This window comes from Leifsonia sp. 21MFCrub1.1 (assembly GCF_900107895.1).
Lineage (GTDB): Bacteria > Actinomycetota > Actinomycetes > Actinomycetales > Microbacteriaceae > Leifsonia > Leifsonia soli.
In genome coordinates, this window is sequence record NZ_LT629867.1 from 3426439 (window position 1) to 3452141 (window position 25703).

Consider the following 25703-nt stretch of genomic DNA (forward strand, 5'->3'; position numbering starts at 1 on the left):
TCGGTGATGGTGGTCGAGAGGGTTGGAGCGTCAGCCTTTGAGGGCCCCGGCGTTGCCGGCCGCTCGCAGGAACTGACGTTGGAAGATGAGGAAGAGAATCACGGGGATGATCACCGAGATGAACAGAGCGGCCATGAGCTGGGCGAGGTCGATCGAGCCCTCCAAGCGCGGGAGGGCGACGGCGATGGGCTGGTCCTGCGGATTCGGGAGGACCAGTAAGGGCCAGAGGAACTCCTTGTAGGAGGCGACCAGCGTCAGCAGGCTGACCACGCCGAAGATCGGCCGGGACATCGGCACCACGATCGAAACGAAGATGCGGAAGGCCCCCGCTCCGTCGATCCGGGCCGCTTCGAAGATCTCGCCGGGGATGTTAGCGAAGAACCTCTGCATCAGCAGGACGTTCACCGCGTTCGCCGAGGACGGCAGCCAGACCGCCCACAGTGTCCCGAGCAGGCTGACGTGCACCAGGGGAACGTCGATCACCGTCAAGTAGAGCGGTACGAGCGAGATGACACCCGGGATGAACAGGGTGGCCAGGACCGCAGCGAAGACCGGCTTGGCGTACCGGGGCTTCAGCACGGCGAGCCCGTAACCGCCGGTGGCCGCCACCAGCACGCCGAAGAACAACGACCCGGCCATGAGCGCGAGAGTGTTCCAGAAGTACCGTCCGAAGTCGACCCGCGTCCACACCTGGGCGAACGCATCCCAATGGATACCGGTGGGCCAGAGGGAGAAGGGCGAGGACAGCGTCTCAGCGGTGGTCGAGGTCGCCGCCTTGAACAGCCAGGCGAGCGGTCCGGCGCAGACGATGATGAGGGCGACGATGACCAGGCCGCCGAGGACGGCGACGCCGACGCGCATCCCCCTGCGTCGGCGGTCGAGTTCCGAGAGGATACTGCGGTCCTCGGTGTCGCTCTGGCGGCGAACGCGTCGCGACCGCGCGGCCCCGCCGGATGCGGGCTTCGCGACGGCTATGGCGCGTGTGGTCGTCTCGGTCATGACGTGCTCCAACGGCGGGTGCTCCAGAGATAGACGGCGGACAGCCCAGACAGCACCAGCGCGAGCAGGACGCTCAGCGCTGTGGCACGGCCGTAGTCGCCGGAGATGAATGCATAGCGGTAGATCAGCATGAGGATCGTGATGGTCCGGTTGTCCGGACCGCCGTTCGTCATGATGTACGGCTCCGTGAAGACCTGGAACGTGCCGATGATCTGCAGCAGCAGCATGACCAGGAGGACCCCGCGCATCTGCGGAAGGGTGATCGACCAGAACCGGCGGAACGCACCCGCGCCATCGACCTCGGCCGCGTCGTAGAGCTCCGTCTGGATGCCCATCAGGGTGGCGAGATAGATGATGGTCGCCGTCCCGAACGAAGCCCAGGTCGCCTGGAGCACGATCGAGGGCATCGCGAGGTTGCCGTCGTTCAGCCAGGCTAGCGGTCCCAGATGGAACCACCCGAGGATGCTGTTGAAGACGCCCTCATTGCCTGGATTGAAGAAGGCCTTCCAGAGCAGCACGGCGACCACGGGCGGAAAGATCACGGGGAGGTACACCAGAGCGGAGGCGATCGGCCGCGCACGCCGCAGTTCCGCGATGACGACGGCGAGCACGATCGGGACGGGGAAGCCCATGATGAAGGCGAGCGTTGCGAACCACAACGTGTTGAGCGCGGCGGTCCCCAGCAGCGGGTCGTTCAGCACCTGCGCGAAGTTCTGGAAACCCACCCAGTCGGTGGTGATGAAGTTCGTCTTCTGAACGCTCAGCAGCAGCGACCGCAGGATCGGCCACCACGAGAACAGCCCGAACGACAGCAGCAGCGGCAGGAAGAACACGAGCGTGGACAGGCCGCCGCGTTTCACCCAGCGCATGACGCTTCGGGGACGCCGCCGGGGCGGCGCTATCAGAGGAACGGCCGAGGTGGGTGCGTGGACCATGCGAGGTGCCTGCCCTTTCTCGTTCGGGGGCCCCGCCGTGCCGGCACACGTCCGGCACGGCGGAACACGGTGGTCAGCCGGCGTCGATGACGGCCTGGGCCTTCTTCTGGGCGTCGGAGAGCAGGGCGTCGATGTCGGCGTTCTGCTGCGTCAGGACAGACTGCACCACGTTGTCCATCACGCTGTAGATCTCCTGCGCCTTCGTTGAGGGCTCCGGGACGAGCGGGAGGCTCTGAGCGGAGGAGAAGTAGGCCGAGAAGTTCTTCCTGGGCACATTGATCTCGTCCGCGATCCAGCCGTAGTACCGGTCGGTCGTCGCCTGGTCGAAGAGCGGCAGTTCGGGCGCTCCCACCGGCAGCTTGTCGGCCGCAGCAGCCTTGGCGTTGGTCACGGCGGCGGATTCGGAGCCGTACTTCTTGAACGAGGCGAAGTCGATCCACTTGAGCGCCGCCTTCACCTGGTCCGGTGTGGCCTTGGGGCTGACGATGGCGACAGAGCCTCCACCGAGCGTCCCGATGCCCTTCGACGCCTGCGGCAGCGGAGCAAGGCCGAAGTCGTCCGCCTTCATCCCGAGGGACTGCACCACGGTGGTGTAGGCGTCGGCGCCCTGCACGATCATCCCGACTTTGCCGCCGGCGAGCATGCTCATGGCGTCGTTGTAGCCCACGAGGAAGTTCGACCCGAAGGTGTTGTCGTCCCAGCGCAGCTCGCGGTAGAACTGCAGCGCCTCACGCGTGGCATCGTTGTCGAGCTTCGCCTTCTTGCCGTCCTTGGACTGGATAGTGCTGCCGTTCGCGTAGCTCATCGCTGTGAGCACCCAGCCGCCGGTGTTGTCCTTGGTCATCGCACCGAACCCCTGGACCCCGGTGGCGTCCTGGATCTTCTTCGCAGCTGACCGCACCTCGTCCCAGGTCGTCGGCGGCTTGTCCGGATCGAGGCCCGCCTTGGCGAACAGTGCCCGGTTGTAAAGCAGGCCCATGCTGTAGGCGGCCGTGGGGACGCCGTAGATGTGGCCGTTGGACGCCTTCGCCACCGACAGGATGGACGGGTTGATGCGGTTGACGTCGGAATCCTTGGTGAGCGAGTCCGTGAGATCGATGGCCTGCTGCCGGGCGATCACGCCCTGGATCTCAGTGAACGGTACGTAGAACACGGTCGGCAGCTTGCCGCCGGCCACGAGGGCCTGGAACGTGCTGGCGTTCCAATCGGATTCCTCGCCCGTGACCTTGATGTCCGCGTTGGCCTTATTGAAGGTCTCGACCTTCTGATTGAACGCCTTCAGCTGATCCGGATTCTCCTTCGACGGCTGCCCGGCGACGGTGATCGACACCTTTCCGGAGTCGCCGGACGCGTTCGAGGTGCAGCCGGTGATCAGCGCGGCCGCCACAGCGACTGCTGCCACCGCCGCGAGGGGGCGGAACTTCGTGTGCATGGTTCTCCTCAGTACTTCGTTGTGCTGGTTGGGACGGAACTCGGGAACGTGATCAGGGAGCGAGGAGACCTCCGTCCAGACCGCGGACGTGTGCCGCCCAGGCGTCGTGACGGGAGTGGTCGGCCGGATAACGTCCAGCCTGCTCTTCGTCGAGGTCGATTCCCCAGCCCGGGGCTTCGTTCGGGCGCAACCACCCGTGCTCGATGCGCAAGGTGCCCGGGAAGACATCGTGGACCTGCTCGGCGTACACATGTCCCTCCTGGATGCCGAATGCCGGACTCGACACGTCGAGAGCGAGGTTCGCGGCGGCGCCGACCGGCGAGGTGTCTCCCGGTGCGTGCCATGCCGTCCGCACACCGACCAGCTCGGCCGCGGCGGCGATCTTCCTGGCCGGGGTCAGCCCGCCGAGATCTGACACATGCGACCGGATGTAGTCCACACCGCCGCCGAGCACCAGACGCGCGGCGTCGGTGACGGAGGTGGTCAACTCCCCCACCGCCAGAGGGACAGGGGATGCGGCGCGCACGTCGGGGAGCGCGCTCCAGTGCTCAGGGGCGACGACATCCTCGAGGAAGAAGAGACGGTACGGCTCGAGTGCGCGCGCCAGCACGACCGCCTGCTTCGGCGAGAGCCGGGAGTGGACGTCGTGCAGCAGCTCGACGTCGTCTCCGAGCCGCTCGCGGGCGGCCGCGAACAGGGCGGGCGTGTTGCGGAAGTACTCCGTGACGCTCCATCCGCCGGGATACGGTGCGGTCGGGTCGGTGATGTCAGCGGTCGGCGTGGCGCCGTACGTGCCGCGGCCGGATTGGCCGACCTGGAGACGGATGTGACGAAGGCCCGCCTCGCGGAGACGCTCCGCCTGGTCGAGCGTCTCCTCCACGGTGGATCCAGCGGCATGGAGGTAGGTGTCCGCTGCGGCGCGGACCTTGCCGCCGAGCAGTTCGTGCACGGGCCGGCCGGCCCGCTTCCCCGCGATGTCCCACAGCGCCTGGTCGATCCCGGAGATCGCGTTGTTGCCGACCGGGCCTTCCCGCCAGTACGACGACAGCTTCGCCAGCCGGACGATGTCTTCGATATCCCCCGGATACCGGCCGACGACCAGCCGGGCGAGGTGATCCTCGACGTAGGAGACGACGGCCTTCCAGCGCTGCGTGAACGTCGCGCAGCCGAGCCCGTACAGCCCGTCGTCCGTCGTGGTCACCTTCACCACCACCAGGGGGATACCCTCGGGCGCCGTGACGATCGCCCGAACGCCGCTGATACGGACATCCTCGCCGGACGGCCACGGCGCAGGGAATTCAGTCTCCGGCGCGCTCATGCAGGGGTCTCCTGATAACTCGGATCGAGAGGGAGGACAGTGTGCGTGGGGGCCCAGCCGAGCAGCTCGCGGGCAGCGCTGGTGTCGATCGGCGCCGTCCGCCCGGGAAACGTTGTGCGGCGCCGGCTGTGCGGAGCGAACCTGTCGAGCAGGGAGTCGGTGGGTTCAGCCAGGAGCGTGTCCTCCGCAGCCAGCATGAGGGTGTGCGCGCCACTGAGGGGCACATCCAGGGCGCGCACGATGGCGTCGACGGCGTCCGAGAGCTCGAGGTACGCCCAGCCTTCTCGGGCGAGCCGTGCTTGCTCGCCGGGCTGCTCGCGGAGCCTGTCGGCCGCGAGCCGGAGCTCGGCCGCCGGTCGCACCAGCGGGAAGCGAAAGGCGACGGAGTCGATCTCCCAGCGGCTGTACGCCCAGGCGGCGATCCGCTCGTCGACCCATTTGGACAGGGAGTACGCGTCATCGTGCTCAACGGGCTCATCGATGTCGAGCGGATAGTGCGAGGTGTAGGTGTCGTGCCGGTTGAGCGGAACTCCGAACGCGTTGATCGAGCTCGCGACTACGGCGCGGCGGATGCCCGCTTCGCCCGCGCTGTTGAGCACGGTGAAGGTGGCCGACGTATTGCCGACGAAGACCTGCCGCGGAGTCCCCAGATTCGGGTGCGGGATGGCGGCGAGGTGCACGACAGCGTCAATCCCCTGCACAGCCCGGCGAACCAGCTCCTCGTCCGCCGCGTCCCCGGTGAAGACGCGAGCGGCGGACGTCGGAGACGACCAGGTCCGCGAGAGAGCGGACACCGTGCGGCCGGCACGTGTCAGCGCGTCGACCACGGCCCGGCCGATGAGCCCGTCTGCTCCCGTGACCAGGACGGAGCGCTCGGGAGGTGTCGCCATCAGTGAGTCCATTCCCGCAGTGTCATCAACGAAACTGCTTTCGTACACCTCAGCATACGAAAGGGCCGGCTGTCAATCGCGGCAAAAGGACGTCGTCGCGCACCGGGAGCGACAGCCCCGCCCGGGCGCGTCGGGAGTGGGGTCAGGAGGACGGGCCGACAATCAGCGTGGGAGCCACGCGCTGCTCGCCGACGGAACGCTCGCCCGACATCACGTCGCGGGCGGCGAGCCGGCCGAGCTTCTGCAGCTCCATGTCGACCGTGGTGAGACGGCGGATCCCCTGGTCGATGACGATGCCCTCCCAGTTGTCGACGCCAACGATGGCGATGTCCTCCGGCACCCTCACACCGCGGCGCCGGAGCACGTCGAGCGCCCCGAGCGCCATGTGGTCGTTGCCGCAGAAGATGGCATCCACCGGGACCCCGGAAGCCAGGAGACCCTCCGTCGCCTCCGCTCCCCAGGCCTGCGACCAGGCGCCGTACCGCGTCGGGGCCGCCTGCTGCAGGCCGGCCGCAGCGAGCTCGGCGAGCATCCCCTTCTCGCGCAGCTGCACGGAGATCGCCGTCGAATCGGCCGTGATGTGGGCGATGCGGGTGCGGCCCCGCTCGATGAGATGCCGGGTCGCGATGCGCCCCGCCTCGAAGTTGTCCGGCAGGAACACCACGTCCTCCGGGCTCTCCGATGCCGCGAAAGCATAGGTGACCGGCACTTGGAACTCATGCGTGATCGACGGAGAGAGATGCTCATGCCCGTCGCCGACCACGATCAGCCCGTCGATCTGGCGCGCTTGCAGACGCCGGATGCTCTCGGTGATCTGCCGCCGCCCCAGGATGTCCTCGTCGTAGACCAGCGCCGCCTGCCGGTTCGCCCCGAGTTCCAGCACCACCCCGACGAGGACCGGCCCGGTGAACGTGCTCGCTGCCCGATAGGTCAGCACGCCGATGGTGTCACTGCGACCCAGGGCGAACGACTGCGCGAGCGCGTTCGGACGAAAGTCCAGCCGGGCCGCCGCTTCGCGCACCCGGATACGCGTCTCTTCCGAGATGCGCTCGGTCGTGCCGCTCAGGACCTTGGATGCCGTGGACAAGGAGACACCAGCCACGGCGGCGACATCGCTGAGTTTGACGCCACGCTGCCGCGGCCTTCGAGGAGCGGCCATACAGGCGAGTATATGGCCGCCATTTTCGCGGAGCGGTTGACAACCCCGCGCCCTTCCCGCAGGATGGGCGCGTTCACGAAACTGCTTTCGTAACCAGCGAACTCGAAGGAGAGGGCGATGAGACACCCAGGCCACGGATGGAAAGCACGGGCGGCTCTCGCCATCGCCCTCGCCATCGCCGGAGCGACCGTCGTCGCTACCGCCCCCGCCGCTGCGGCGGGTGCCACGGCGACGACCCTCGGAGACTTCGAGACCGGGACGAGCCCGTGGTCCACCACGGCAGGCGGCGGCGCGACAGCCTCGCTGAGCACCACCTCGGACTCTCCGGGCACGGGGACGGCGTCGGCTCGGGTGACCGCGGCCGTCCCCGCAGGCACGGCCGAGCTGTTTCGCAGCGTCCCGTCGATCGACGCGAGGAGCTTGACGCTCCAAGTGCGCAGCACCGCGCTGACCGCGCTCGTCGTGCGTCTCACCGACAGCACCGGACAGGCGCATCAGCAGACCGTCCCCCTGACAGCCGGCGGTCAATGGCAGACCCTCTCGATCAGCCAATTCGCCGGGGGCACCCAGTATTCGCACTGGGGTGGAGCGAACGACGGCGTCTGGCACGGTCCGCTGACTCAGCTGTCGCTGCTGATCGACTCCTTCCGCCTCTCCCCCGGCCCCAGCGTCACCCTGGATGTCGACCAGGTGGTGGCTCAGGGCGCGGCGCCTCCGCTGGCCATTCAGACGACCACGCTCGGCAACGCCTTCACCGAAGGCGCGACCGTGTCCTTCGATGTGCAGACCGCGGGAACCCTGGTCGCCTGGACGGCGCGGGACACCAGCGGCAGTGTCGTCGCCACCGGCAACGGCACCCCGGCGAACTCCGTCAAGACCGTCTCGCTCGGCGCGCTCCCGGCCGGCTGGTACACCGTCAACGTTTCTGCGAAACAGGGCGACGGGTCGGTGGTGCGCGGGGGGACGGACATCTCGGTGCTGCCGGCGAGCACGCTCCGTGAACGGCGCATCGGCGCGGCCACCCACTATTCCGGACCGTGGGTGCAGGACTCCATCCCGCTTCTCGGGAAGGCTGGACTCGGCTTCGCCCGGGACGAGGCCTACTGGTCCTCCGTCGAGAAGTCCAAGGGCGTCTACGACTTCTCCGGGAAGATCGATTCGTACACGGCCGCGCTGCGGGCGTCCGACGTGGACCACCTCAACATCCTCGACTACGGCAACACCCTCTACTATCCGGACGAGGCGCCGTCCACCGACGCCCAACGCACCGCGTTCGCCAACTACGCTGCCGCCTCCCTCTCGCACTTCGGCACTGCTCACACGGCGTACGAGGCCTGGAACGAGTGGAACATCCGCGATGCGAGCGGCCCGGCCGGTGCGACCGCGCAGAACTACGCCGCCCTGCTCGCGGCGACCGCCACGAAGATGCGGGCGGTCGACCCCTCGGTCACCATCGTCGGTCCGGCGCTGGCGCCGATGAACGACTGGCAGACCTGGTTGGACCAGTTCATCGCCGCGGGCGGACTCTCGAACATCGACGCGTTCTCCACCCACCCCTACAACTTCACGGCCGCCCCCGAGGTCTTCATGGACCACGTGAACATCCTGCGCCAGAAACTCGACGCCGCTGGCCACGCGGACATGCCGATCTGGTTCACCGAACAGGGCTGGTACACGACCCCGACGGCCCCGGGAGTGACGCCTGCCGTCCAGGCGCAAGATCTTGCTCGCGCACAGCTGCTCGCCCTCGGTGAGGGCATCGGGCGGTACACCGTCTACGACTTCAAGGACGATGGCACCACAGCCACGGACCCGGAGCACAACTTCGGGATCATCCGGAATGACGCGGACCCGCGCGGCGCGTACACGCCGAAGCCCGCCTTCGTCGCAGAAGGCATCCTGACCCGGCAGACGGCCGACCGCGCTGTCGACTCGGTGCTCTCGTTGGGCAGCGGCAACTACGGCGTACGTTTCGGTGCTCGTGCCGGCGAGCCGTCGGGCACCCGCATGGAGGCCCTGTGGGCGTTGAGCCCGCAGACGTGGAGTGTCGCGGCGACCGGTCCCGTCACCGTCACGGATCTGTACGGGTCGCGTCAGACGTTGACCCCCGACGCGTCCGGCGCCATCCACGTCGGTGTCGGCACTCAGCCGGTCTACCTGACGGGACCGGTCGGCTCCGTGACGACGTCGTCCCCCTTCGGGCTGACGATCTCGAACGCCGTCGCCGGCGTCGCGCCGACCGCGACGTGGCACATCGCCAACACCGGGTCGACCACGGGGACCTTCACTCTCACCTCCGGAGGCAAGACGACCACGGCGACGGTCGCGGCCGGCGAGACGAAAGACGTGCCAGCCGCTCTCCCCGCCGCCGACGAGGGTGCTCACACCTGGACCGCCGTCGTGACCGAAGGGAGCGCCGCGATCGCCCGGCTCAGCGTGTCCGCCCAGGTGGATGCCGAGCTGCAGGTCACCGGCAGCCATGCCCTGAGCGCGACGGGAGCGGACGTGTTGCGTCTCCACGTCACGAACCGGAGCGACGTAACCGTTCAGCTCGGTCAGGTCGCGTACACGGTCGCCGGGACGACGGGCACCACCCTGGCCGGCGTCTCCGTCGCCGCAGGGTCGTCCGTCTCGACGGATGTCCCCTTCAGCCAGTTCGGGTCGTGGTCGGCGACAGCGACAGCAGGATCGGCGACCGCCACCACCTCGGGGACCCTCGCCGCCGCTCAACCTGTCGACGTGCCGTTCCAGGCCGTGCAGGTCGACGGCTCTGTCGATCCGGCCGTCACGCACCTCCCCGCCCAGCATTTGGGCGCTGACGAACAGACCATCACGGGATGGACAGGGCCGGCAGATCTCAGCGGCGACCTCTGGCTCACTCATGACGACAGCACGCTGTACATCACCGCCCGCATGACCGACGACACGCAGTACCAGCCGGCGCGCGCCGCCGACATCTGGCAGGGCGACAGTATGCAGATCGGTGTCAGCCCGGGCTGGCCCGGCGAGAGTCGCACGCCGGTCAGCGAGATCGGGACGGCGCTCACGAGTGCCGGGCCGACGGATGTAGCGCGGTGGCTGCCCGTCGGCGCGACTACCGACGGCATCACCTCCGCCGTCGCCCGGGACGATTCGCAGCACACCACGACCTACGAGCTGGCGATCCCCTACACCTCACTCGGCGCCACCTCCGTCTTCGATCCGGCCGACCGAGTGCTCGCCGCCACGGTCGCTTTCAACGACAACGACGGCACGGTGCGGAGAGGGTGGAGCAGCTGGGGTAAAGGCGTGGCCGAGAGCAAGGATCCCACCAAGTTCCACGCCCTCCGGTTGATGCCTGTCTCCGCTGCTCCTTTGGCGGTGACGGTGGCCGTCCGCGAGGAGTGTCGTGCGACGGCCGCCGTCGCGACCGTGACGGCGACCAACCGGAGCCCGCTGACGGCGAGCGTCAGCGTCGCAACGGCGATGGGCGAGAAGTCGTTCCCGTCGGTCCTTCCGCACCGGAGCGTCACGGCGGAGTTCACGGGCCAGGGCGGCGCCATCGCCGCCGGAAAGGCACGGGTGAATGCGCAGGCCATCCATCCCGACAACCGTCCAAGCTACTTCGGCCGCGACGTGCGTCTGCGATCGACGACATGCGGCTAGCGGGAGGAGACGATGAGAGCCGGTCGAGCAACGATCAGCCGGACCTGACCGTCGTCGAGTTCGTCCACCTGACCGCGGCCGGTGTGAGCGTCCTGCTAGATGTTCGGGGCGGCCTGCTCCCGGCGATCGCCCACTGGGGAGCCGACCTCGGCCCGTTGGATGCGGCGGCCGCACGGGCCGTCGTGATCGCCGGCGTCGCGGCGCACGCGGGCAACACGGTCGACGAGCCGGTCCGTGTCGCCGTCCTTCCCGAGCACCGGGCGGGATGGGCCGGTCGCCCCGGCCTGAACGGCAGCCGCGACGGCGGCGACTGGTCGCCGTGGTTCCGCGACAGCGTACTGGAGGCGCGTACGAGCGGAGGCCTCCCGGTCGAGGCAGCGGATGGTTTGCTCACGCTCGTCGACGGCGGCTCCGTCGCGGTGACCGCCAGGGATCGCCTGGCCTCGCTAGGGCTGGCGATCGACATCGAACTGTCCCCGTCCGGAGTCCTCCGCCTCGCCGCGACACTCACGAATACGGGCGAGCCGTACCGGATGGACGAACTCTCGCTCGCACTGCCGATCCCTCCGCGCGCGCGGGAGCTCTTCGACTTCGCCGGCCATTGGGGCAAGGAACGCGTGCCCCAACGGGGCACGCTCGAGGTTGGGACGCATCTGCGCGAGGGCCGTCGCGGCCGAACCGGCGCCGACGCGGCCACACTCCTCTCGGCGGGTGAACCCGGGTTCGGCTTCGCACGCGGCGAAGTCTGGGGGGTGCACGTCGGCTTCAGCGGCAATCACCGCCACTATGCCGAGCGACTCTCCACTGGCGAGCAGGTCCTCGGGGGCGGGGAACTCCTGCTCCCCGGCGAGATCGTCCTGAACACCGGGGACCAGTACCGCACGCCCTGGCTGTACGCCGTGTACGGCGACGGCCTGGACGAGCAGGCACGCCGCCTCCACCGCCACCTGCGCGCACGACCCCAGCATCCCTCCCGACCCCGACCGGTCACCCTGAACGTGTGGGAAGCCGTGTACTTCCACCACGACCTGAGTCAGCTCACCGCACTCGCCGAGCGCGCGGCCGCAATCGGGGTCGAGCGGTACGTCCTCGACGACGGCTGGTTCCGCCACCGTCGCGACGACACCGCCGGCCTCGGCGACTGGTACGTGGACGAGACCGTGTGGCCGGACGGCCTCACTCCCCTGATCGATCGCGTCCGCGCACTCGGGATGGAGTTCGGCCTCTGGGTCGAGCCCGAGATGATCAGTACGGACTCCGACCTGGCGAGGGCGCATCCCGAGTGGATCATGCGAACAGGCGGCCGGCTCCCCGTCGAGTCCCGGCACCAGCAGGTGCTGAACCTCGGCGACCCCGAGGCCTACGCGTACGTCCGAGACAGGCTGGTCGACATCCTCACCCGCAACGACATCGCCTACTTGAAGTGGGACCACAACCGGGATCTGGTGGATGCCGGAGCCGGACCCCGCGCACGCCCAGGGGTTCACGCGCAGACCCATGCCGCATACCGGTTGATGGATGAGCTGCGGCGGCGGTTTCCCGGACTGGAGATCGAGTCGTGCTCGTCCGGCGGCGGCCGCGTGGACCTGGGCGTGATCGACCGGACCGACCGGGTGTGGGTGTCCGATTGCATCGATCCCCACGAACGCCAGCAGATACACCGCTGGACCCTGCAGCTGCTGCCCCCGGAGCTCCTCGGCGCCCACATTGCCTCTAGCCGTTCGCACACCACCGGCCGTCGGCACGACCTAGCGTTCCGCGCAGCCACGGCGGTCGCCGGCCACCTCGGCATCGAGTGGAATCTGCTCGAGGCCGATGATGAGGAACTCCGCGCTCTTGCCTCGTGGGTCACGTTCTACCGCGCGAACCGCTCGTTCCTGCACAGTGGGGACATGGTCCGGATGGACCAGATCGATCCTGCTCTCCACGTCAGCGGTGTCGTCTCCCCCAGCCGGGAGCGCGCCCTATATTGGGTGGTAGCCGTCGACGTGAGCGATGTCTCGTCGCCGGGCAGGATCACGTTGCGCGGGCTCGACCCCGCCCGTCGCTACGTCATCCGCCCCCTCCCCCACTCCGACCCCGCGGCCGGTGGCCCCCTCCCGCCATGGTTCGCTGGAGCAGATGGGGCACTTCCGACGGGTGCCGACGGCAGCACACCCCTCTCCCCGCGGCTGTCGACCGATGCGCGCCCGGGAATCGTCCTCACCGGCCAGGCCCTCGCGCTCACCGGTGTCGCTGCCCCGCCAGCAGGTCCGGACACGGCGTGGCTGTTGGAAGCCACGCTAGCGTGACGCGGGGCGGGGTCACCGGCGGGGCCGTTCGGCGAAAGCGCCGCTCGCGTCAGCCGGCCAATCGGTGACTGAGCTACAGGCAGCTCATCACCAGCGCATCAAAGAGGACGTCGACGATGTCGACGGGGTCACCCTCCTCGACATCTCGATGTCGCGCATCCCCGCCAAGCGTATGAAACCGCCGGGTCATAATCCGCGGATGAGCGCGCTGAGGGGATGCGAGAAAGGGCGACCGGAAAGGAAGAACCCAATCTAGAAAAGAGGGAATGTGTCCGAACAAACGGGGCAACACGATAAAGGACGGATAGGAGAAGAAGCAACCTAAAGAGCGAATGCACGTAGGCACTCTTCGAGATGTGCGCGCCAAATGCGCGCCGGATGGAGCGCGCTACCGGAAGTTCTAAGTGTGAGAGGTGGAGTGGCGCGCTGGAAGCGCGGGCATGCGGCCCAGGGAGTCAAGCAGGCGGTGAACTACGCCTTCGGCGGGGTTTGCGATGCCACCCTCACGGCGAAGACCGCCGACGGCGCGCTGGCCGCAGCGGGCTACGCGGATGCGGTCATGGCCCGTTACATCGTGGAGAACGGCGCCATCCGGGACGACCTGCTGACACGATCCGAGCTAAAAGGATGGGTCGATGGTCTCGACCCCCTCACTGGGGAGCGGCGAGGTCGCGACCTCGAGTCACCCGTCGCGGACCTGATTCTTGATGCGACGATCAACGCGCCGAAGTCGATCTCGATCGCGGCCATGCTGGACCCCGAGCTGGCGGCCGCGTACGAGGATTTACAGGACCGGTTGCGGGATCGGATCATCAAATTGTGGCAGAGCGAGCTCAACGCTCGCCGGGGGAGGCAAGGTTCGGTACGTGAGGGCCTGGCCCGCATCGAGGTCGTTGAGCTTCGGCACGAGCGGTCCCGTTCGTTGGACCCACACAAGCACCGCCACCTGTGGCTGAACGTCAAGGTTCAAGGCCGCGACGGGAAGTGGTCGAACGTCGACACTCGAGTTGCGCTGCGATTTCAGAATGTCGTGAACGCTGAGGGCGATCTGGCCTCGCGGACTGACCCGGCGTGGATTGCCGTATTGGCAGCCAAGGGCTTCACGCTGGACACGGATGGAGAGATCGCGCAGCTGCAGCACCTTGTGCGACCACTGTCCAAGAGGTCCGCGCAGATTGAAGCCAACAAGGCGACCCGTCTCCGCACCTGGAGGGAGAAGCACCCGGGTGAAGAGCCGTCCTCTACCGTGTTAGTTCAAATTGACCAGTGGGCGTGGGCGGCGGGTAGGCCGAACAAGCCGGGGCTGCTGGACGAGGACGACTGGGCATCCGCTGTCATGGCTGAGCTCTTTCATGCAGACCCGGAGCTCGCCCACTCCCGGCCAGCGGTGACACCTCGAGCGCTCGCTCCTCAGGACCTCGACATCGAGCTCCTCGCGGCGACGGCGATCGTAGATGCCGATGCTCGGTCGACTGGCAACGGCGGGCGATTCAGCGACATGGATGTCCGTGCGGGGGCGATCCGATCAATCTCCGCCTCTGGTGTGATCGGAGATAGGACGCAGCTCGTCTCCCTGATCGACGAGGTGTGCTCTCTCGCGATCCGGACTCACACGGTGACACTCCTCTCTGAGCCAGAGATTCCTGCACACATCAAGCGGCTCATGGCGACCTCGACCGCGATGCTCAAGGCCACCGTCGCCCAGCGGACTGAAGCGCTCGCCGCCACGGGCGACGTGTTGACGTCAGGCGAGACCACCGCCATCGCGAGGGCGATCGAACCGAACCACATCCTGGATGAGGACCAGATCAAAGGTGCGTCGTCCATCGCGGGAACGGACAGAGTCGTCGCCATCGCCGGAGCTGCCGGCACGGGAAAGACGACCATGCTCAAGGTCGCCGGCGCCGCTTTGCGTCGCCGCGGCCGCAACATGCTCATCGTGGCGCCGACGAAGAAGGCCTCCGCCGTCGCTGGTCGGGCAACCGAGAGCGCGTCGTCGTCGCTTCATCAACTCCTGCACGATTACGGATGGCGATGGAAGGGCAGCCCTGCAGGTGCAGTCGAGTGGTCCTGCCTAAGAGTCGGGGACGTCGACCCGATCACCGGAGTCGAGTACGCCGGCCCGCGGGTCCGTATTCGCCCGGGCGATCGCATCGTTGTGGACGAAGCCGGAATGCTCGACCTGGAGGCCGCGAGTGCATTGCTTGATGTTCTTCACCGAACCGGTGCATCGGTCGCGGTCGTCGGAGATCAACACCAAGCTCTGCCAGTCGGACATTCTGGCGCGATGGCACTCTTCTGGCGTCGCGCTGCTCGTCAGATCGAGCTCCTAACGATCCATCGATTCGAAGATCCGAATTGGGGGGATCTGACCCTGAAACTACGTAAGCCTCGAGGTGCGGAGGACGCGGCGAGGGTCGCCGAGGAATTGATCACCACCGGCCACGTCGTCCTTGCGAACAGTGACCTGGAGGCCCGCGAGGCCATGGTTCACGCATGGTTCCAAGCAACTCGCGAGCGTCAATCCATCGCGCTAGTCACAGCCACACACGCGGAGGCACAAGCCGTCAGCGAGGACATCCAAGCTCGACGAGTCGCGATCGGAATGGTCGAAACCCTCGAGTGCGTGACGGGCCAGGGCGGGCAGCCGATCTTTGTTGGCGACGTCGTGCAGACTCGCCGAAACGACGCCACGATTGACGTCCAAAACCGTCAGAACTGGGTGGTCAGAAAGGTCGCCGGTGATCACGTGCTGCTCGCCTCTGCGAACGACTCGACCGATCTACGGAAGATTACGCATGCGTACGCCGAATCCCATCTTCATTTGGCCTACGCCACAACGGTCTACGGGGTACAAGGCGAGACAACGGACGTGTCACTAGTTGGTCCAGGCGTCGACGCTGCCGGCCTCTACGTCGGAATGACGCGCGGGAAGAAGGACAACCGAGCGATCGTGCTTGCTACGACAACAGCTCACGCAAAAGATCAGCTCATGGAGACAATGCAGCGGCAGTCAGTCGAGGAGACGATCGAAAAGTCTCGCGCTGCTGCGAGGGCAGAACTCAACCGCGCAGCCCGTGGTGACACTGACCCGGCCCAGCCATCCGTCTCCAAGCACGCATCTGGCCCCGCTTTGGTATGACGCCGCGCTACTCGAGGGCGAGACTGTGCGTGCGCAGATATCGCCCTAGCGGGTTTGCGCCGTCGAGATCGCCGCCGTAGGGATCGAACCGAAGAAGAGCAACACCCAACGCTTCCGCACCGTCCTGCGCCTCAGGAAACACTCCGCCAGACACAAAAATCAGGCCTCGACGTCCGTCGCCCGCACAGAGCCGCGCTGCACGCCGCACCAACCCTGCGTCTAGGTTTTGCTGCCGATTGTCGACCCACGCCAGGTAATGGCGGCTATACACATCACAGATCTGGCGGAAGTCCCCTGAGGCCGCGACAGAATCGGCCGCGCCCAGATAGACCATCCACTGACGACACAGCTCGACCGCTTCAACGTCCGAGACTCCCAAGGGCCGGGGAGCCGGAGTTTGCACACTCACAAACCCAGTTTGCCCGAGACCGCTGTCTTTCGGAACGAGAAACAATCGATCCGCAGCGCCCGCGGCAGACCGACACAGCACCACCTCACCACGCCTGATCGAAAGGAATCACGCGGTGGCTCACGCTAGCCAGCTTCCATTGAAACGTCCACCGTCCACCGAGCTCGCGCGAGAACTTCGTCGTAAGTGAGGATTTCAGGTGCGTTGAGATTCGCGCGAAGGAGTTCGAAGGATCGAACCTTGTCCGTGTGCACCTGTCCGTCTCGCGTGAGGCTTTCGAGCCGTCCGATGATAAGGAAGGACCGCGGAGCCGCAGAAAAGACATCCTCACCGGTTCGAAACCCGTCGTCGTCACGCACCCCTAGCCACTCGCCAAGATCGTTGCGCGCTCGTTCAATGGTCACTAGAGATTGCGCGATTCCCCCTGAAAGGGCTCGAGAGGGCGCCCATGTTCCGGGTCTGTAGCTGGCGTTTTCTAAGAGATCATCGTCGTGAAGCTTGATTTCTGCGAAAGCGAGCGAACGGACGATTCCAGTTGTCGTCAGCAGGGCGTCTACCCGCTTTCCGACATCCGCTACGGAATGACCTGCCACCACACGCTCAAGCCGACCTTTGTCCCACGCGGTGAGTAGGTGCCCTGACAGTCCGACGCCGAGGAGCCAAGGGTTCTGTTCGAAAAACCGCTGCCAGACTGACTCCCTTGTACCTCCTTCTCGCTCCGCCTCGAAAGCAGCAGGGTCGGACAAGAGCTCCTCAAAACGCTGAAGCGTCTTCCGGCGGGCGGCTATAGCGATGACATCTGACGCGGAAGCATCCGCCTCGATAAGAGCCTTGAATTTGTCTGGGCTTTCAACGTACGCCGAGGTCAACGCTTCCGGATTCTCGAGAAATGCAGCCAACGCATGCTCATCGATTCTCACGGTCTCCCCGCCGGCGGGGTCCACCCCTCTCAGGGCGACACACATGTCTATCAGCCGGTTAGCTGCATCACGATCGAGGTTCAAGAGGCGGGTGAGTTGGGCGTCGTGATTCACTCGACCCGTGACCTTCTCGAATCGGATCTCAGCTACGTTGCCCTTTTCACGTACCACCCGCGCCTTCACCTGGACTCGTCCGCCAGGGCTTTGATGAAGTTCCACTTCGTCCCCCTCATCGTCGAAGCTGCCTGGCGCGTCAGCACTTTCAGCGATGATTTGCCAAATGGTGCGCGCGGGATGGCCAATGTCGTCCGGGTGGCCATAGGTCAAGGGAAAGGACCTACCGATAATCGTTCGGCCCAACGTGCGGAGTGTGGCGTAGTCTGCGTCAGTCTCCGGGTGAGGGACCGACGCAAAAAGAGCCTGCCAGTCGAGGTCGCTCACTGAGCGACCCTGTCGCAGAATACGTCGACCCATGGCTGTTCACCCACTGCGCCTCCTGCGCTGTGAGCCTTCGACGAGCTTCAGTCCTGAGCGTTCGGATCCGAGGGGGCTGTCGATGGCGGACGCAGCCGGGCCGCGATCCGACAGATCATCTGCCGCACTGACGGGCACGAGATCGCGGACGAAGCCCCGGACGTCCCGTTGGTCAAGGCTCAATGCGTTCGCCGCGTCGCGAACGGTTACGCGTCCGGCCGTGCCGTACATGACCTTCCTCAGCAGCTGTGATGTTTCAGGGACTATCCCACCGGGCTCGGTAGAGCGATAGCCGAGCTCTGAAAGATTGAGACACATCGTGCGATATTGCCAGTTGTTCAGCAACCGAAGTTCGTGCAGCCGATGGGTGAGAGCCATAGCCGAGACGCGCCAATATCTGCGCGCAGCCAGGACACGGTCAAGGCTCGCAGCTCGCATGGACTGTGCTAGAACCGCGCTACGCGGCATCAAGAACGCTGAAGCGAACTGGTTCGCTTCGGACTCGCGTTCCTTTGACGTACTCGGATCCATCTCGAGTTCATCGTGCAATACGAGGTGGCCAAGTTCGTGCGCCGCGTCGAATCGTTGCCTCTCGCCTGATTTCGAGGTATTCAGGAGTACATACGGCGTGTTGTCGCGAACAAAGCAGAAGGCGTCGATGTCGTGGTATTGATGCTTGAGTGCGCCGAGACGCACCCCCTTCGACTCCATCAGATGGACGAGATTAGCTACTGGCCGATCTCCGAGTGCCCACCGTTGACGCACAAGCTCTGCTGCGGCTTCGGGCGCTAGCTTGTCTAGCGTCGGGATGTTCGGTTCAGGCAAGTGAAAGTTCGAACTGATGTAGTCGTAGAACTCGACCGTGAGGCTTGCCCCGGCCAATACAGCGTCGCGTCGGGTCGCGCTTGTCTTGCTCAGCTTTCGAAAGCTGGCCGCCTCCGGCGCAATCGCCTCGAGCGCCTCCCGGTCGAAGAAGGCCGTTGGTACCGACAACGCGGTTGCAAGTTTTTCAAGCGACTCCGCACTCGGAACGCGATCCCCTGTTTCAAAATTCGTCAACGAACGCGGAGAGACGCCGCTCGCGTTCGCCAGCCCGGTCAGCGTGAGGCCGAGACGCTGGCGGGCGAGCTTCAGGCGAGAGGGTGCGAACATTGGATCAGGCCAGGGGCTCGACGAAGACGTCGAAGCCGCCGGCATCGTCTGGCTCGTCGAAAATCGACAGATCGCCGTTTAGATCAAGGAAATCGATCAGGATGCGGTCTTCCCAGTCGTATACCACGCCCGACTCCGTCATGAGCGCCGGACGCGAAAGTTCAATCCGAAGTCCATGGTCCGTCCGCTCGTGGACCAGGAGCCAAAGCGGTGCGGTCTGGGCGGCCGCTTGCGCCAATGCGCGCTCACTCTCGATCTGGTCCTCGAAAATGGACAGGGGCATCGCTGCCACCGGGGGCGCAAGTGCGGCGCGAGTCGCCACTCCCTTCCTAGCTCGAGGAGCTCTGCGACGATCGGAGCTCGCAACATCGGTGCCAGAGGCCACCGTGATCGCAATCAGGCTCTCCGGATGAACGAGCCGGGGCTGACGATCAATCCATGCGAGTTTCCAGCCGCGATCTGACAAGAGCAGCGACAGATTCTCCATGGTGTCGTGGTAGATATCCGTGCCGGGCGACGAAGGAAGGGCGAGCGAGGTCCGGTTCAAGGCTCTCGACAGGCCCGGCCGATACGCCCCATGGATAAGCTCGGTGGAGAGGCCAAAGGCGTTGAGGCGCGCCTCGTCGCTGTGGCCGTGGGGAAGAACCGACACCGCATTAACCATGACTCTCCGTTCAGTTGCGCCTAACGCTACCGCATTGGTGGTCAAGTTTCGCGCAACGCGCTAGTACTTTTCCGGACGCGTCGAGTTGTCGATCACAGGTGTCGAGCAAACCAGAGCCCGAGAATGCCCAAGGTGGTGGGAACGCTTGCGATAACGACGTAGCGCAGTGTTGCTCCCCAGCCGCCTGCAATCGCAGCGCGAACCGTCTTCCACCGCTCTGAATCGTCACGCCGCATCACCGTCATAGTCCTCACCGTCCTCTTCCGCGAACTCGGGCTGCCCGAACCCGACGACGGCCTTCTTCTCGGCTCGCCGCCGTCGCCGCTCAGCGTTATTGCGGGCCAGCTTCCGTGCCTCCATCGAGTAGTCGCCAGCGAGGGAAAACCAGACCTCCTTCGTGGTGCGGATCTTTGACAGGCGAGCCGGAATCCATCTCACGTCCTCGACGAGCAAGCCGAGTTTGCGAAGGTCGGCGAGGCCCTTGGTGACCGTGGCTCTGCTGAACCCGTACCACTCAGCCATCTGGTCTTGCGTCATGCGCACACTTGGCTTTTGGTTCGTCTCCTTGGCAATCACAAGAAGAACGGCCAGACCAGGGAGGGACAGCCGCGCGAAGTCCTCGTCCAACCAGAACCGATCCGGCAGAGTGAAGTAAATCTCGTTCCAGTCTTTAGACCCGTCCGGGAACTCATAATCCGACAGGCCGTCCTCGCGCCGGGGCGTCACTCGCAGCCGCCCCTTGGCCCCCCGCTTCTTGCTCACAAGATTCTCCTTGGCGAGGTACTTCCAAGTGCGGGAAAGAGTTGACTCAGACCAGACGAGGGATTGGAAATCATGGTCGCCGGTGCCCACTCGGGAGTGGAGCAACTGCATCCACACGTGCGCCTCAAGCGGGTACTTGCGATCGCGAAGCCACGGCCAGACGCTGAGTAGCATCATGTAAAGCAACAGAGCACGATGCTGGCGAGCATTGACAAGCTTGCCAAGCGTGCTGGTCCGCTTGTCGGCCGAACGATCGTGCTGCACGAGGACCGCGCGATACTGGCTGTACCCGCGTTTCCAGGCTGCGGCCGCCGCCTGACGGTCCTCTGCGGCCGCCAGATCGCGGTCCGCCAACTCGGTCTCGTTCATGGCATCACCGTACTGGGATCCGCGCATCTGCGCTGAACGGGTGCCATCACAAAGAGGCGGGGCTAATTGCGCTCTCGCAGGCGTCACTGACATGATGATTATCCCATTGCATTGTGTGATCCCCCATGTGACACCATGCAATGCTCGGTAGGGCGACTTGCGCGACCGCGCCGTAATCTAAGCGCACCGCTCTGCGGCCCTGTTGAAGTCAGAATTTTTGCCCTTCACACGTCCAGAGGTGCAGGAATGGGTTCCTGTGCGACTGGGTAGGAACGTGCAACGCCCGGCAGGGCCTGCTTCCGAACCGGAGAAAGGGGTCGCCGCGGCAAACACTGCCAACCCTGTAACTCCTCGTGTTCGGCGCTGCACCTTTGTCGGTTGTCAGTCACTAACACGGGGCGCGACCCGGCGATGCAGGAACACCAAAAGGGGACTGGCTTTCGCCAGCCCCCTTTGGGTGGGGTCATGCGAGCGATGCCGTCTGCTGCTCCACCCCTCGGGTCGACACGGGCCCGGAGGGGGACGCGTCCGGGCCGTCAGCTTTTGGGGCGCGTCGGGTGACCTCCGCGGTGGTGTAGCGGAGGGAGGGGCCGACGCTGTCGGCGACGACTTCGGTGGCGGCTCGAGGTTCCCCGGTTGCCTGGTCGGTCCAGTGGCGGAACTCGAGGTTGCCGTTGACGATGACGGTGTCGCCCTTCGCGAGGCTGGCGCGAACGTTCTCGGCGGTGCGGCCGAAGACGGTGGTGCGGTGGTATTGGGTGTCGCCGTCGACCCACTTGCCGTCGACCTGCTTGCGATCGGTGACGGCGACGGTGAACTTGGCGAACTTGGTGCCGTTCTGGGATTCGCCGTAGTCGGGGTCGGCGACGAGGTTGCCTTCGATGCTGATCGGGACTCGTGTGCTCATCGTTCTCTTCCTTTCCATTTGGCGGCCGCTTTTCGGGTCGCTTTCACTTAGAACTTCCGGTTCGCGGTCCGAAAATGCGCGCAGACGGCGCGCAACTCACGGGCCGGCAAGAACTACGAGTCGGCGTGGCTGTGGCGGATCCAGTCGGCCCACTCCGCACGGACGGCGTCGTCGCCGGTTTGTGGGAGTTCGGTGTGGCCGTTGTGGCATTCGCCGTTGTACCAGGTCGCCAGGCGCGGGATTGCGACGGCGAGGCGTTCGTGCCAGCCGATGGGTCCGTAGCCGGCGTCGAGGCTGTCGTAAGAGACCAGCCATGCGGTGTGCAGGGCCGAGAGTTCTTCGACGAGGGCGCCGTGCTTGAACCAGCATGGCGGAATCTTCCGGGTAGCGATGTTGTAGCGGTGGGTGAACCAGACCACCCATTCGCGTAGGTCGGTCCAGACTTGCGGAGCTTCCTCGTCTTCGAGGGTGCGCCAGCTGATGACGCGGATCCCGAGCATCCCCGGACTCTGCCGGGGGGCCCGGTCCTCCCATCCGTCGGCAAGCGACGCGACGAGGTCGTCGAGCGGGGTGTCGTCGCTCACTGCTGCTCCAGGGAGGCTTCGATGTAGCGGGCGATCTTGGCCTGCAGCCGGGCGATGGCCTGGATGGAGGCGGTGCGGCGTGAGACGAACCCGGAGAGGGCGCGGTCGCGTTCGATCAGCTGGTGCACGTATTCGTGGCAGCGCGGGTGGAGCGCTGTCAGGTCGTCGTGTTGCTCGTGGGCGGTCCAGCCGTGCGGGGTTTGGGTGACGCCGCGATAGTCGAGGTGGTGCAGCTCCAGGGACCGAGCGCTGCCAGCGCCGAGGCAGAGAGCGCAGCGGACCGCACCGTGGCGGTGGTCTTCCTCGAGGAACCAGCGGTCGCGTCGGGCGAACCACGCCGGTGAGTGCAGGTAGCGGCTGCGGTAGGTGCTATCCCGTGCAGGCCGGCGACGGTTGGACATCAGTTTCCCTCCCCCGCTGACCCTCGGCGATCCAGCGCGGCCTGATACTGTTCGGCGAACACCACCTGCTGGTCGAGCTCGGTGAGCTTCTTCCCGGCGCTGACCTGCTGAGCGTCGTCGCGATCGGTCCAACCACGCAGGTCGAGGAGAATACCGCGACGGTTCCGGTAGGCAAGGAGCCCGACGGTTTCGGGCATGCGGCGGATCTCGTCGAGCGTCATCACGGGCACCCTCTCTTTCTGCACGTTCGTCGATGAGCCGTTGTCGTTGTACGAGTGCCCGGTGTTCCGGATCCGCCGTGTCCCGAGGAGGGATTCGATGTCGCGGAGATGATCGACATCGGACGCGCCACCAAGGAGCAGCTTGGCGGTGGCGGCGGACCAGATGGTGTCGGCCTCGGACCTCGACCACGCGGTCTCGGCCTGTGAGAGCGCTTGGAGGACGACGATGGTGGAGATGCCGATTCCGCCGCCATCGGCCATGATCCGCGGCAGCGCCGGCCAGGAGAACATGTTCGCGATCTCGTCCAAGATCACAGCCAGCGGAAGGCCGAGCCGGGAACCGGGTGAGGCGAGGGCTTTACGGCGTGCGGTCTCGACAATGTCGTCCAGGACCGCGCCGAGGAACCCACCTACGGAGCCGGCTCCGGCGCCGGTGCCGACGAGATACAGGCTGTTGGAGCCGGCGAGGAACGCGTCGAGGTCGAACTGCTCCCCCGGCCCTGGTGTCATTGCCTTCCGGATCGCGGGGATGGCGAGAGGGCGGAGTGCGCCGAAGACGCCGAACCACGAGTTGGCGAGGAGCTTCTCGTCGCCGTTGATGATCGCGTCCAGATCCTCGGACCAGCCCGACGTCCCTTGGTTGGCGAGCACGCTGACGGCTTCGCGCGCGATCCTTGGGTTGGATCCCCACCGCGCCAACGCGTCCGTGCCGCGGCCAGAGACCGCGGCGGCATGCAGGAGCCGGGACAACACATTGGAGGACACCTGCGCCCATTCCTGGTTGGTCTTGGACGCGCCGAGGGCGGTGCCGGCGATGATTGCTTGTCCCCGCTGGTCGGCGACGAGCGGATCCTCGCATCCGGCTACTGGCGAGATCCGCAGGCCGGAGCGAATACCGGTGAGTTCTTGGGGGTCGAAGACCGTGACTTGGCCGACGCGGGCGCGTTCGCGCATCGTGGCGGAGAGGTTGTCGTTGCGGGTGGAGGTGGTGATCAGCGGTCCGTTCCAGTCGAGGATGGCGTTGATGATGAACCGGTAGCCCTTGCCGGAACGGGGAGCGCCCTCGACGACGATCGAGTCCTCGATCGAGACGTAGACGTCCTGCCCGTGGGCGCGGCCGACCTTCCACCCCGCCGCAGATGGCGACGGATCGACCAGGGACGGGCGCAGCGTCTTGGCGCGGTGCCGGGCGGTGCCGGCGGACGTGTGCTTGCGGACTTCGCCTGGCTTGGCGAGCCCGTCGCGTCCGCGGAGCTCGTGAATGAAGTACCGGTCCGACTGCCGGTACCGAAGCCACCAGATCACCCCGACTGCAATCGCGCTGAGAAGAAGGAAGACGGTAAGCAGGTCGAGAACCCGGATCAAGGTGACAGGAGCCGTGCATCCGGGCACCAGGGCGAACCCGCTTGGATCGCCGCTTATTGCCAATTGCAGGCCGGCGAAGACGCTGGCCGGCTGTCCGCCCCCGTTACAAGTCGCGGTGATGGTCACACTCGCGACACCAGTAGCGAGTGCGCCCGCGACGACGATCCCGAAAAGGCTATAGAGAGCGGCCTGCGTCCAAGAGGAGCGGTGGTTTCTCATGCTCGTTCACCGCCCATCGCGTCGGTGCGGAAGATACCGAGTTCGTAGTCGGTGCAGATGTTGCGGACCTTCGCGACCCGGTCCTGGCCGATCTGCCAGAGCCCTTCGCCCTTGTGAAGCTTGCGGACCAGGTCAGCCTGGGTGTCGTTCCAGCCCAGGATCTCCCGCGACCTCGCGATCTCACCCGAGTGCTGCGCGTAGGAGATCCGGGTTTCGCAGTCGGCGAGGAGACCGAGGGCTCGGGAGCGGAGGGCGCTGTTGCGGTCGCCGAGCGCGTCGAGGTCGGCGACCCGATGAAGCAGGTACCAGTTCGAGGTGCCGAGGTGGCGGGCGACCTTCTCGTCTTCTACACGGTCCGCGAGCCCGTCACCGCCCGAGACATCGTTGAGCAGCTCAACGGCGGCCTCTTCGTGGACGATGACCCGAGCTTGCCGGTTCGCACCGAGCGAGGAGCGTCGGATCCAGTTCGCGGTCGCCAGCCGGGCGAGCGCCTGCGCCTCGGGTGAGGCTCCTTTTAGCGCGGAGGTGTCGACGACCATCATGGGGGCGTCGGCGTCGAAACGGACGGTGGAGGGGCCGTCGAAAAACCCGGTGAGGTCGCCGGAGACCATCCGGCGTAGCGAGTGCGCGAGCCGGTGCCCGGCCTCGACTACCTCGAGCGGCTGGCTCTGATGGGAGTCGACGAGACGGTCGTAGACGTGGGTGATGGTGACGGTGGAGTTCCCGCGGAGGGAGTCGAGGGCGACGTCGAGAGCGGTGTGCTCGACCGGTTCCAGGTTCCCGCCCTCGCGGAGACGTCGGATGATCGTCTTCACCGTCGCGCGCCGGTACTGGAGTACGTTCTGGTTCCAGTCCTCATCGGAGAACGAGGCGTCCCGCGGGCCTTCGTCGAGGAGGTTGATCCGGGCAGCCTTGCCCGGGCCGACCGAGATGGAGGTGCCGCCGACGTACGCCGCGACACGCACCCACTCCCCATTCGGATCGTGCGGCACGGCGATCTTCCGACCCAGCCGGGCCAGCCTGGATGACCAGGACTTGGCCAGCATCGACTTCCCGGTTCCCTTCACCCCGAGGATCGCGACCGAGTGCGAGCGGACTGCTTCGGCGGAGTACGCGTCCCAGGGGTCAAAACAGAATGGCGCCCGGGACAGGAGGTTCTCCCCGATGTACGCACCGGTGAGGATGTCGCCGGTCTCCGCCAGGAACGGATACGCCCCGCCGAGGACTTTGGAGGAGCACCGGTGTGCGGGTGGGGTGGCGCGTAGTGGGCCACGCAGGTTGTGCGGCTGCTTCCACCCCCAGGCCGGCATCTTCGACGCCGGCAACTCCGAAGATTGCAACTTCCAACTCGAGGTCTTGACCGTAGCGGCCGACTGGCGGTGGCGGCCGTTGGCGCCAGCCTTCTCGTTCGCTGGGATGCGTCCGATGACGGCGGACTGCTTCAT

Annotated in this window: 19 protein-coding genes; 3 read left to right on the forward strand and 16 right to left on the reverse strand. The window is 66.1% G+C overall.

Annotated features, from left to right (window positions below; all coding sequences use genetic code 11):
- Positions 1–30: 30 nt before the first annotated feature.
- From BLW09_RS16100 to BLW09_RS16125, 6 genes are all read right to left on the reverse strand, one after another.
- Entirely contained in the window at positions 31–999 is a 969-nt protein-coding gene (locus BLW09_RS16100; protein WP_089915030.1) for a carbohydrate ABC transporter permease, read from the reverse strand.
- Positions 996–1868, reverse strand: coding sequence for a carbohydrate ABC transporter permease (locus tag BLW09_RS16105; RefSeq protein WP_231946907.1), 873 nt, complete (start codon positions 1866–1868; stop codon positions 996–998). The genes BLW09_RS16100 and BLW09_RS16105 overlap by 4 nt, the downstream gene beginning before the upstream one ends.
- A 139-nt stretch (positions 1869–2007) precedes the next feature.
- Entirely contained in the window at positions 2008–3366 is a 1359-nt protein-coding gene (locus tag BLW09_RS16110; RefSeq protein WP_089915035.1) for an ABC transporter substrate-binding protein, read from the reverse strand.
- A gap of 52 nt (positions 3367–3418) precedes the next feature.
- Positions 3419–4684, reverse strand: a complete 1266-nt coding sequence (locus tag BLW09_RS16115; protein ID WP_089915038.1) for an enolase C-terminal domain-like protein — start codon at positions 4682–4684, stop codon at positions 3419–3421.
- Entirely contained in the window at positions 4681–5586 is a 906-nt protein-coding gene (locus BLW09_RS16120) for an NAD-dependent epimerase/dehydratase family protein (RefSeq protein ID WP_089915041.1), read from the reverse strand. The genes BLW09_RS16115 and BLW09_RS16120 overlap by 4 nt, the downstream gene beginning before the upstream one ends.
- A gap of 130 nt (positions 5587–5716) precedes the next feature.
- Complete coding sequence (locus tag BLW09_RS16125) at positions 5717–6733, reverse strand: LacI family DNA-binding transcriptional regulator (RefSeq protein WP_089915043.1); 1017 nt, start codon at positions 6731–6733, stop codon at positions 5717–5719.
- A 117-nt stretch (positions 6734–6850) separates the two neighbouring features.
- Between BLW09_RS16125 and BLW09_RS16130 the strand changes: the two genes are divergently transcribed.
- The 3 genes from BLW09_RS16130 (at position 6851) to BLW09_RS16140 (ending at position 15811) form a co-directional block, all read left to right on the forward strand.
- Positions 6851–10378: a sugar-binding protein gene (locus BLW09_RS16130; RefSeq protein WP_089915046.1), complete on the forward strand. Its 3528-nt coding sequence runs from the start codon at positions 6851–6853 to the stop codon at positions 10376–10378.
- The gene (locus BLW09_RS16135; RefSeq protein WP_089915052.1) at positions 10369–12669 is read left to right on the forward strand and encodes an alpha-galactosidase; all 2301 of its coding nucleotides are present in this window, start codon (positions 10369–10371) and stop codon (positions 12667–12669) included. Before BLW09_RS16130 ends, BLW09_RS16135 begins: the two co-directional genes overlap by 10 nt.
- Before the next feature lie 418 nt (positions 12670–13087).
- Positions 13088–15811 carry an AAA family ATPase gene (locus BLW09_RS16140; protein WP_231946908.1) on the forward strand — a complete coding sequence of 908 codons (2724 nt, stop codon included), beginning with the start codon at positions 13088–13090 and terminating at the stop codon, positions 15809–15811.
- A gap of 7 nt (positions 15812–15818) precedes the next feature.
- Here BLW09_RS16140 and BLW09_RS18980 read toward each other — a convergent pair whose 3' ends face one another.
- From BLW09_RS18980 to BLW09_RS16185, 10 genes are all read right to left on the reverse strand, one after another.
- Entirely contained in the window at positions 15819–16145 is a 327-nt protein-coding gene (locus BLW09_RS18980) for a hypothetical protein (protein ID WP_157696982.1), read from the reverse strand.
- Positions 16146–16345: 200 nt separating this feature from the next.
- The gene (locus tag BLW09_RS16145) at positions 16346–17581 is read right to left on the reverse strand and encodes a Shedu immune nuclease family protein (protein ID WP_157696983.1); all 1236 of its coding nucleotides are present in this window, start codon (positions 17579–17581) and stop codon (positions 16346–16348) included.
- 39 nt (positions 17582–17620) lie between these two features.
- The gene (locus BLW09_RS16150; protein ID WP_089915058.1) at positions 17621–18766 is read right to left on the reverse strand and encodes a helix-turn-helix domain-containing protein; all 1146 of its coding nucleotides are present in this window, start codon (positions 18764–18766) and stop codon (positions 17621–17623) included.
- A gap of 4 nt (positions 18767–18770) precedes the next feature.
- Positions 18771–19430 carry a hypothetical protein gene (locus BLW09_RS18985; RefSeq protein WP_157696984.1) on the reverse strand — a complete coding sequence of 220 codons (660 nt, stop codon included), beginning with the start codon at positions 19428–19430 and terminating at the stop codon, positions 18771–18773.
- A gap of 225 nt (positions 19431–19655) precedes the next feature.
- A complete protein-coding gene (locus tag BLW09_RS16160) occupies positions 19656–20561 on the reverse strand; it encodes a helix-turn-helix domain-containing protein (RefSeq protein WP_089915063.1) in 906 nt (301 codons plus the stop codon).
- A gap of 463 nt (positions 20562–21024) precedes the next feature.
- Positions 21025–21468 carry a single-stranded DNA-binding protein gene (locus tag BLW09_RS16165; RefSeq protein WP_157696985.1) on the reverse strand — a complete coding sequence of 148 codons (444 nt, stop codon included), beginning with the start codon at positions 21466–21468 and terminating at the stop codon, positions 21025–21027.
- A 113-nt stretch (positions 21469–21581) separates the two neighbouring features.
- Positions 21582–22052, reverse strand: coding sequence for a hypothetical protein (locus BLW09_RS16170; RefSeq protein ID WP_089915069.1), 471 nt, complete (start codon positions 22050–22052; stop codon positions 21582–21584).
- Complete coding sequence (locus BLW09_RS16175) at positions 22049–22453, reverse strand: hypothetical protein (protein ID WP_089915072.1); 405 nt, start codon at positions 22451–22453, stop codon at positions 22049–22051. The genes BLW09_RS16170 and BLW09_RS16175 overlap by 4 nt, the downstream gene beginning before the upstream one ends.
- Positions 22453–24165 carry a type IV secretory system conjugative DNA transfer family protein gene (locus BLW09_RS16180; protein WP_231946909.1) on the reverse strand — a complete coding sequence of 571 codons (1713 nt, stop codon included), beginning with the start codon at positions 24163–24165 and terminating at the stop codon, positions 22453–22455. The genes BLW09_RS16175 and BLW09_RS16180 overlap by 1 nt, the downstream gene beginning before the upstream one ends.
- Positions 24166–24254: 89 nt before the next feature.
- Positions 24255–25703 carry an ATP-binding protein gene (locus BLW09_RS16185; RefSeq protein WP_089915077.1) on the reverse strand — a complete coding sequence of 483 codons (1449 nt, stop codon included), beginning with the start codon at positions 25701–25703 and terminating at the stop codon, positions 24255–24257.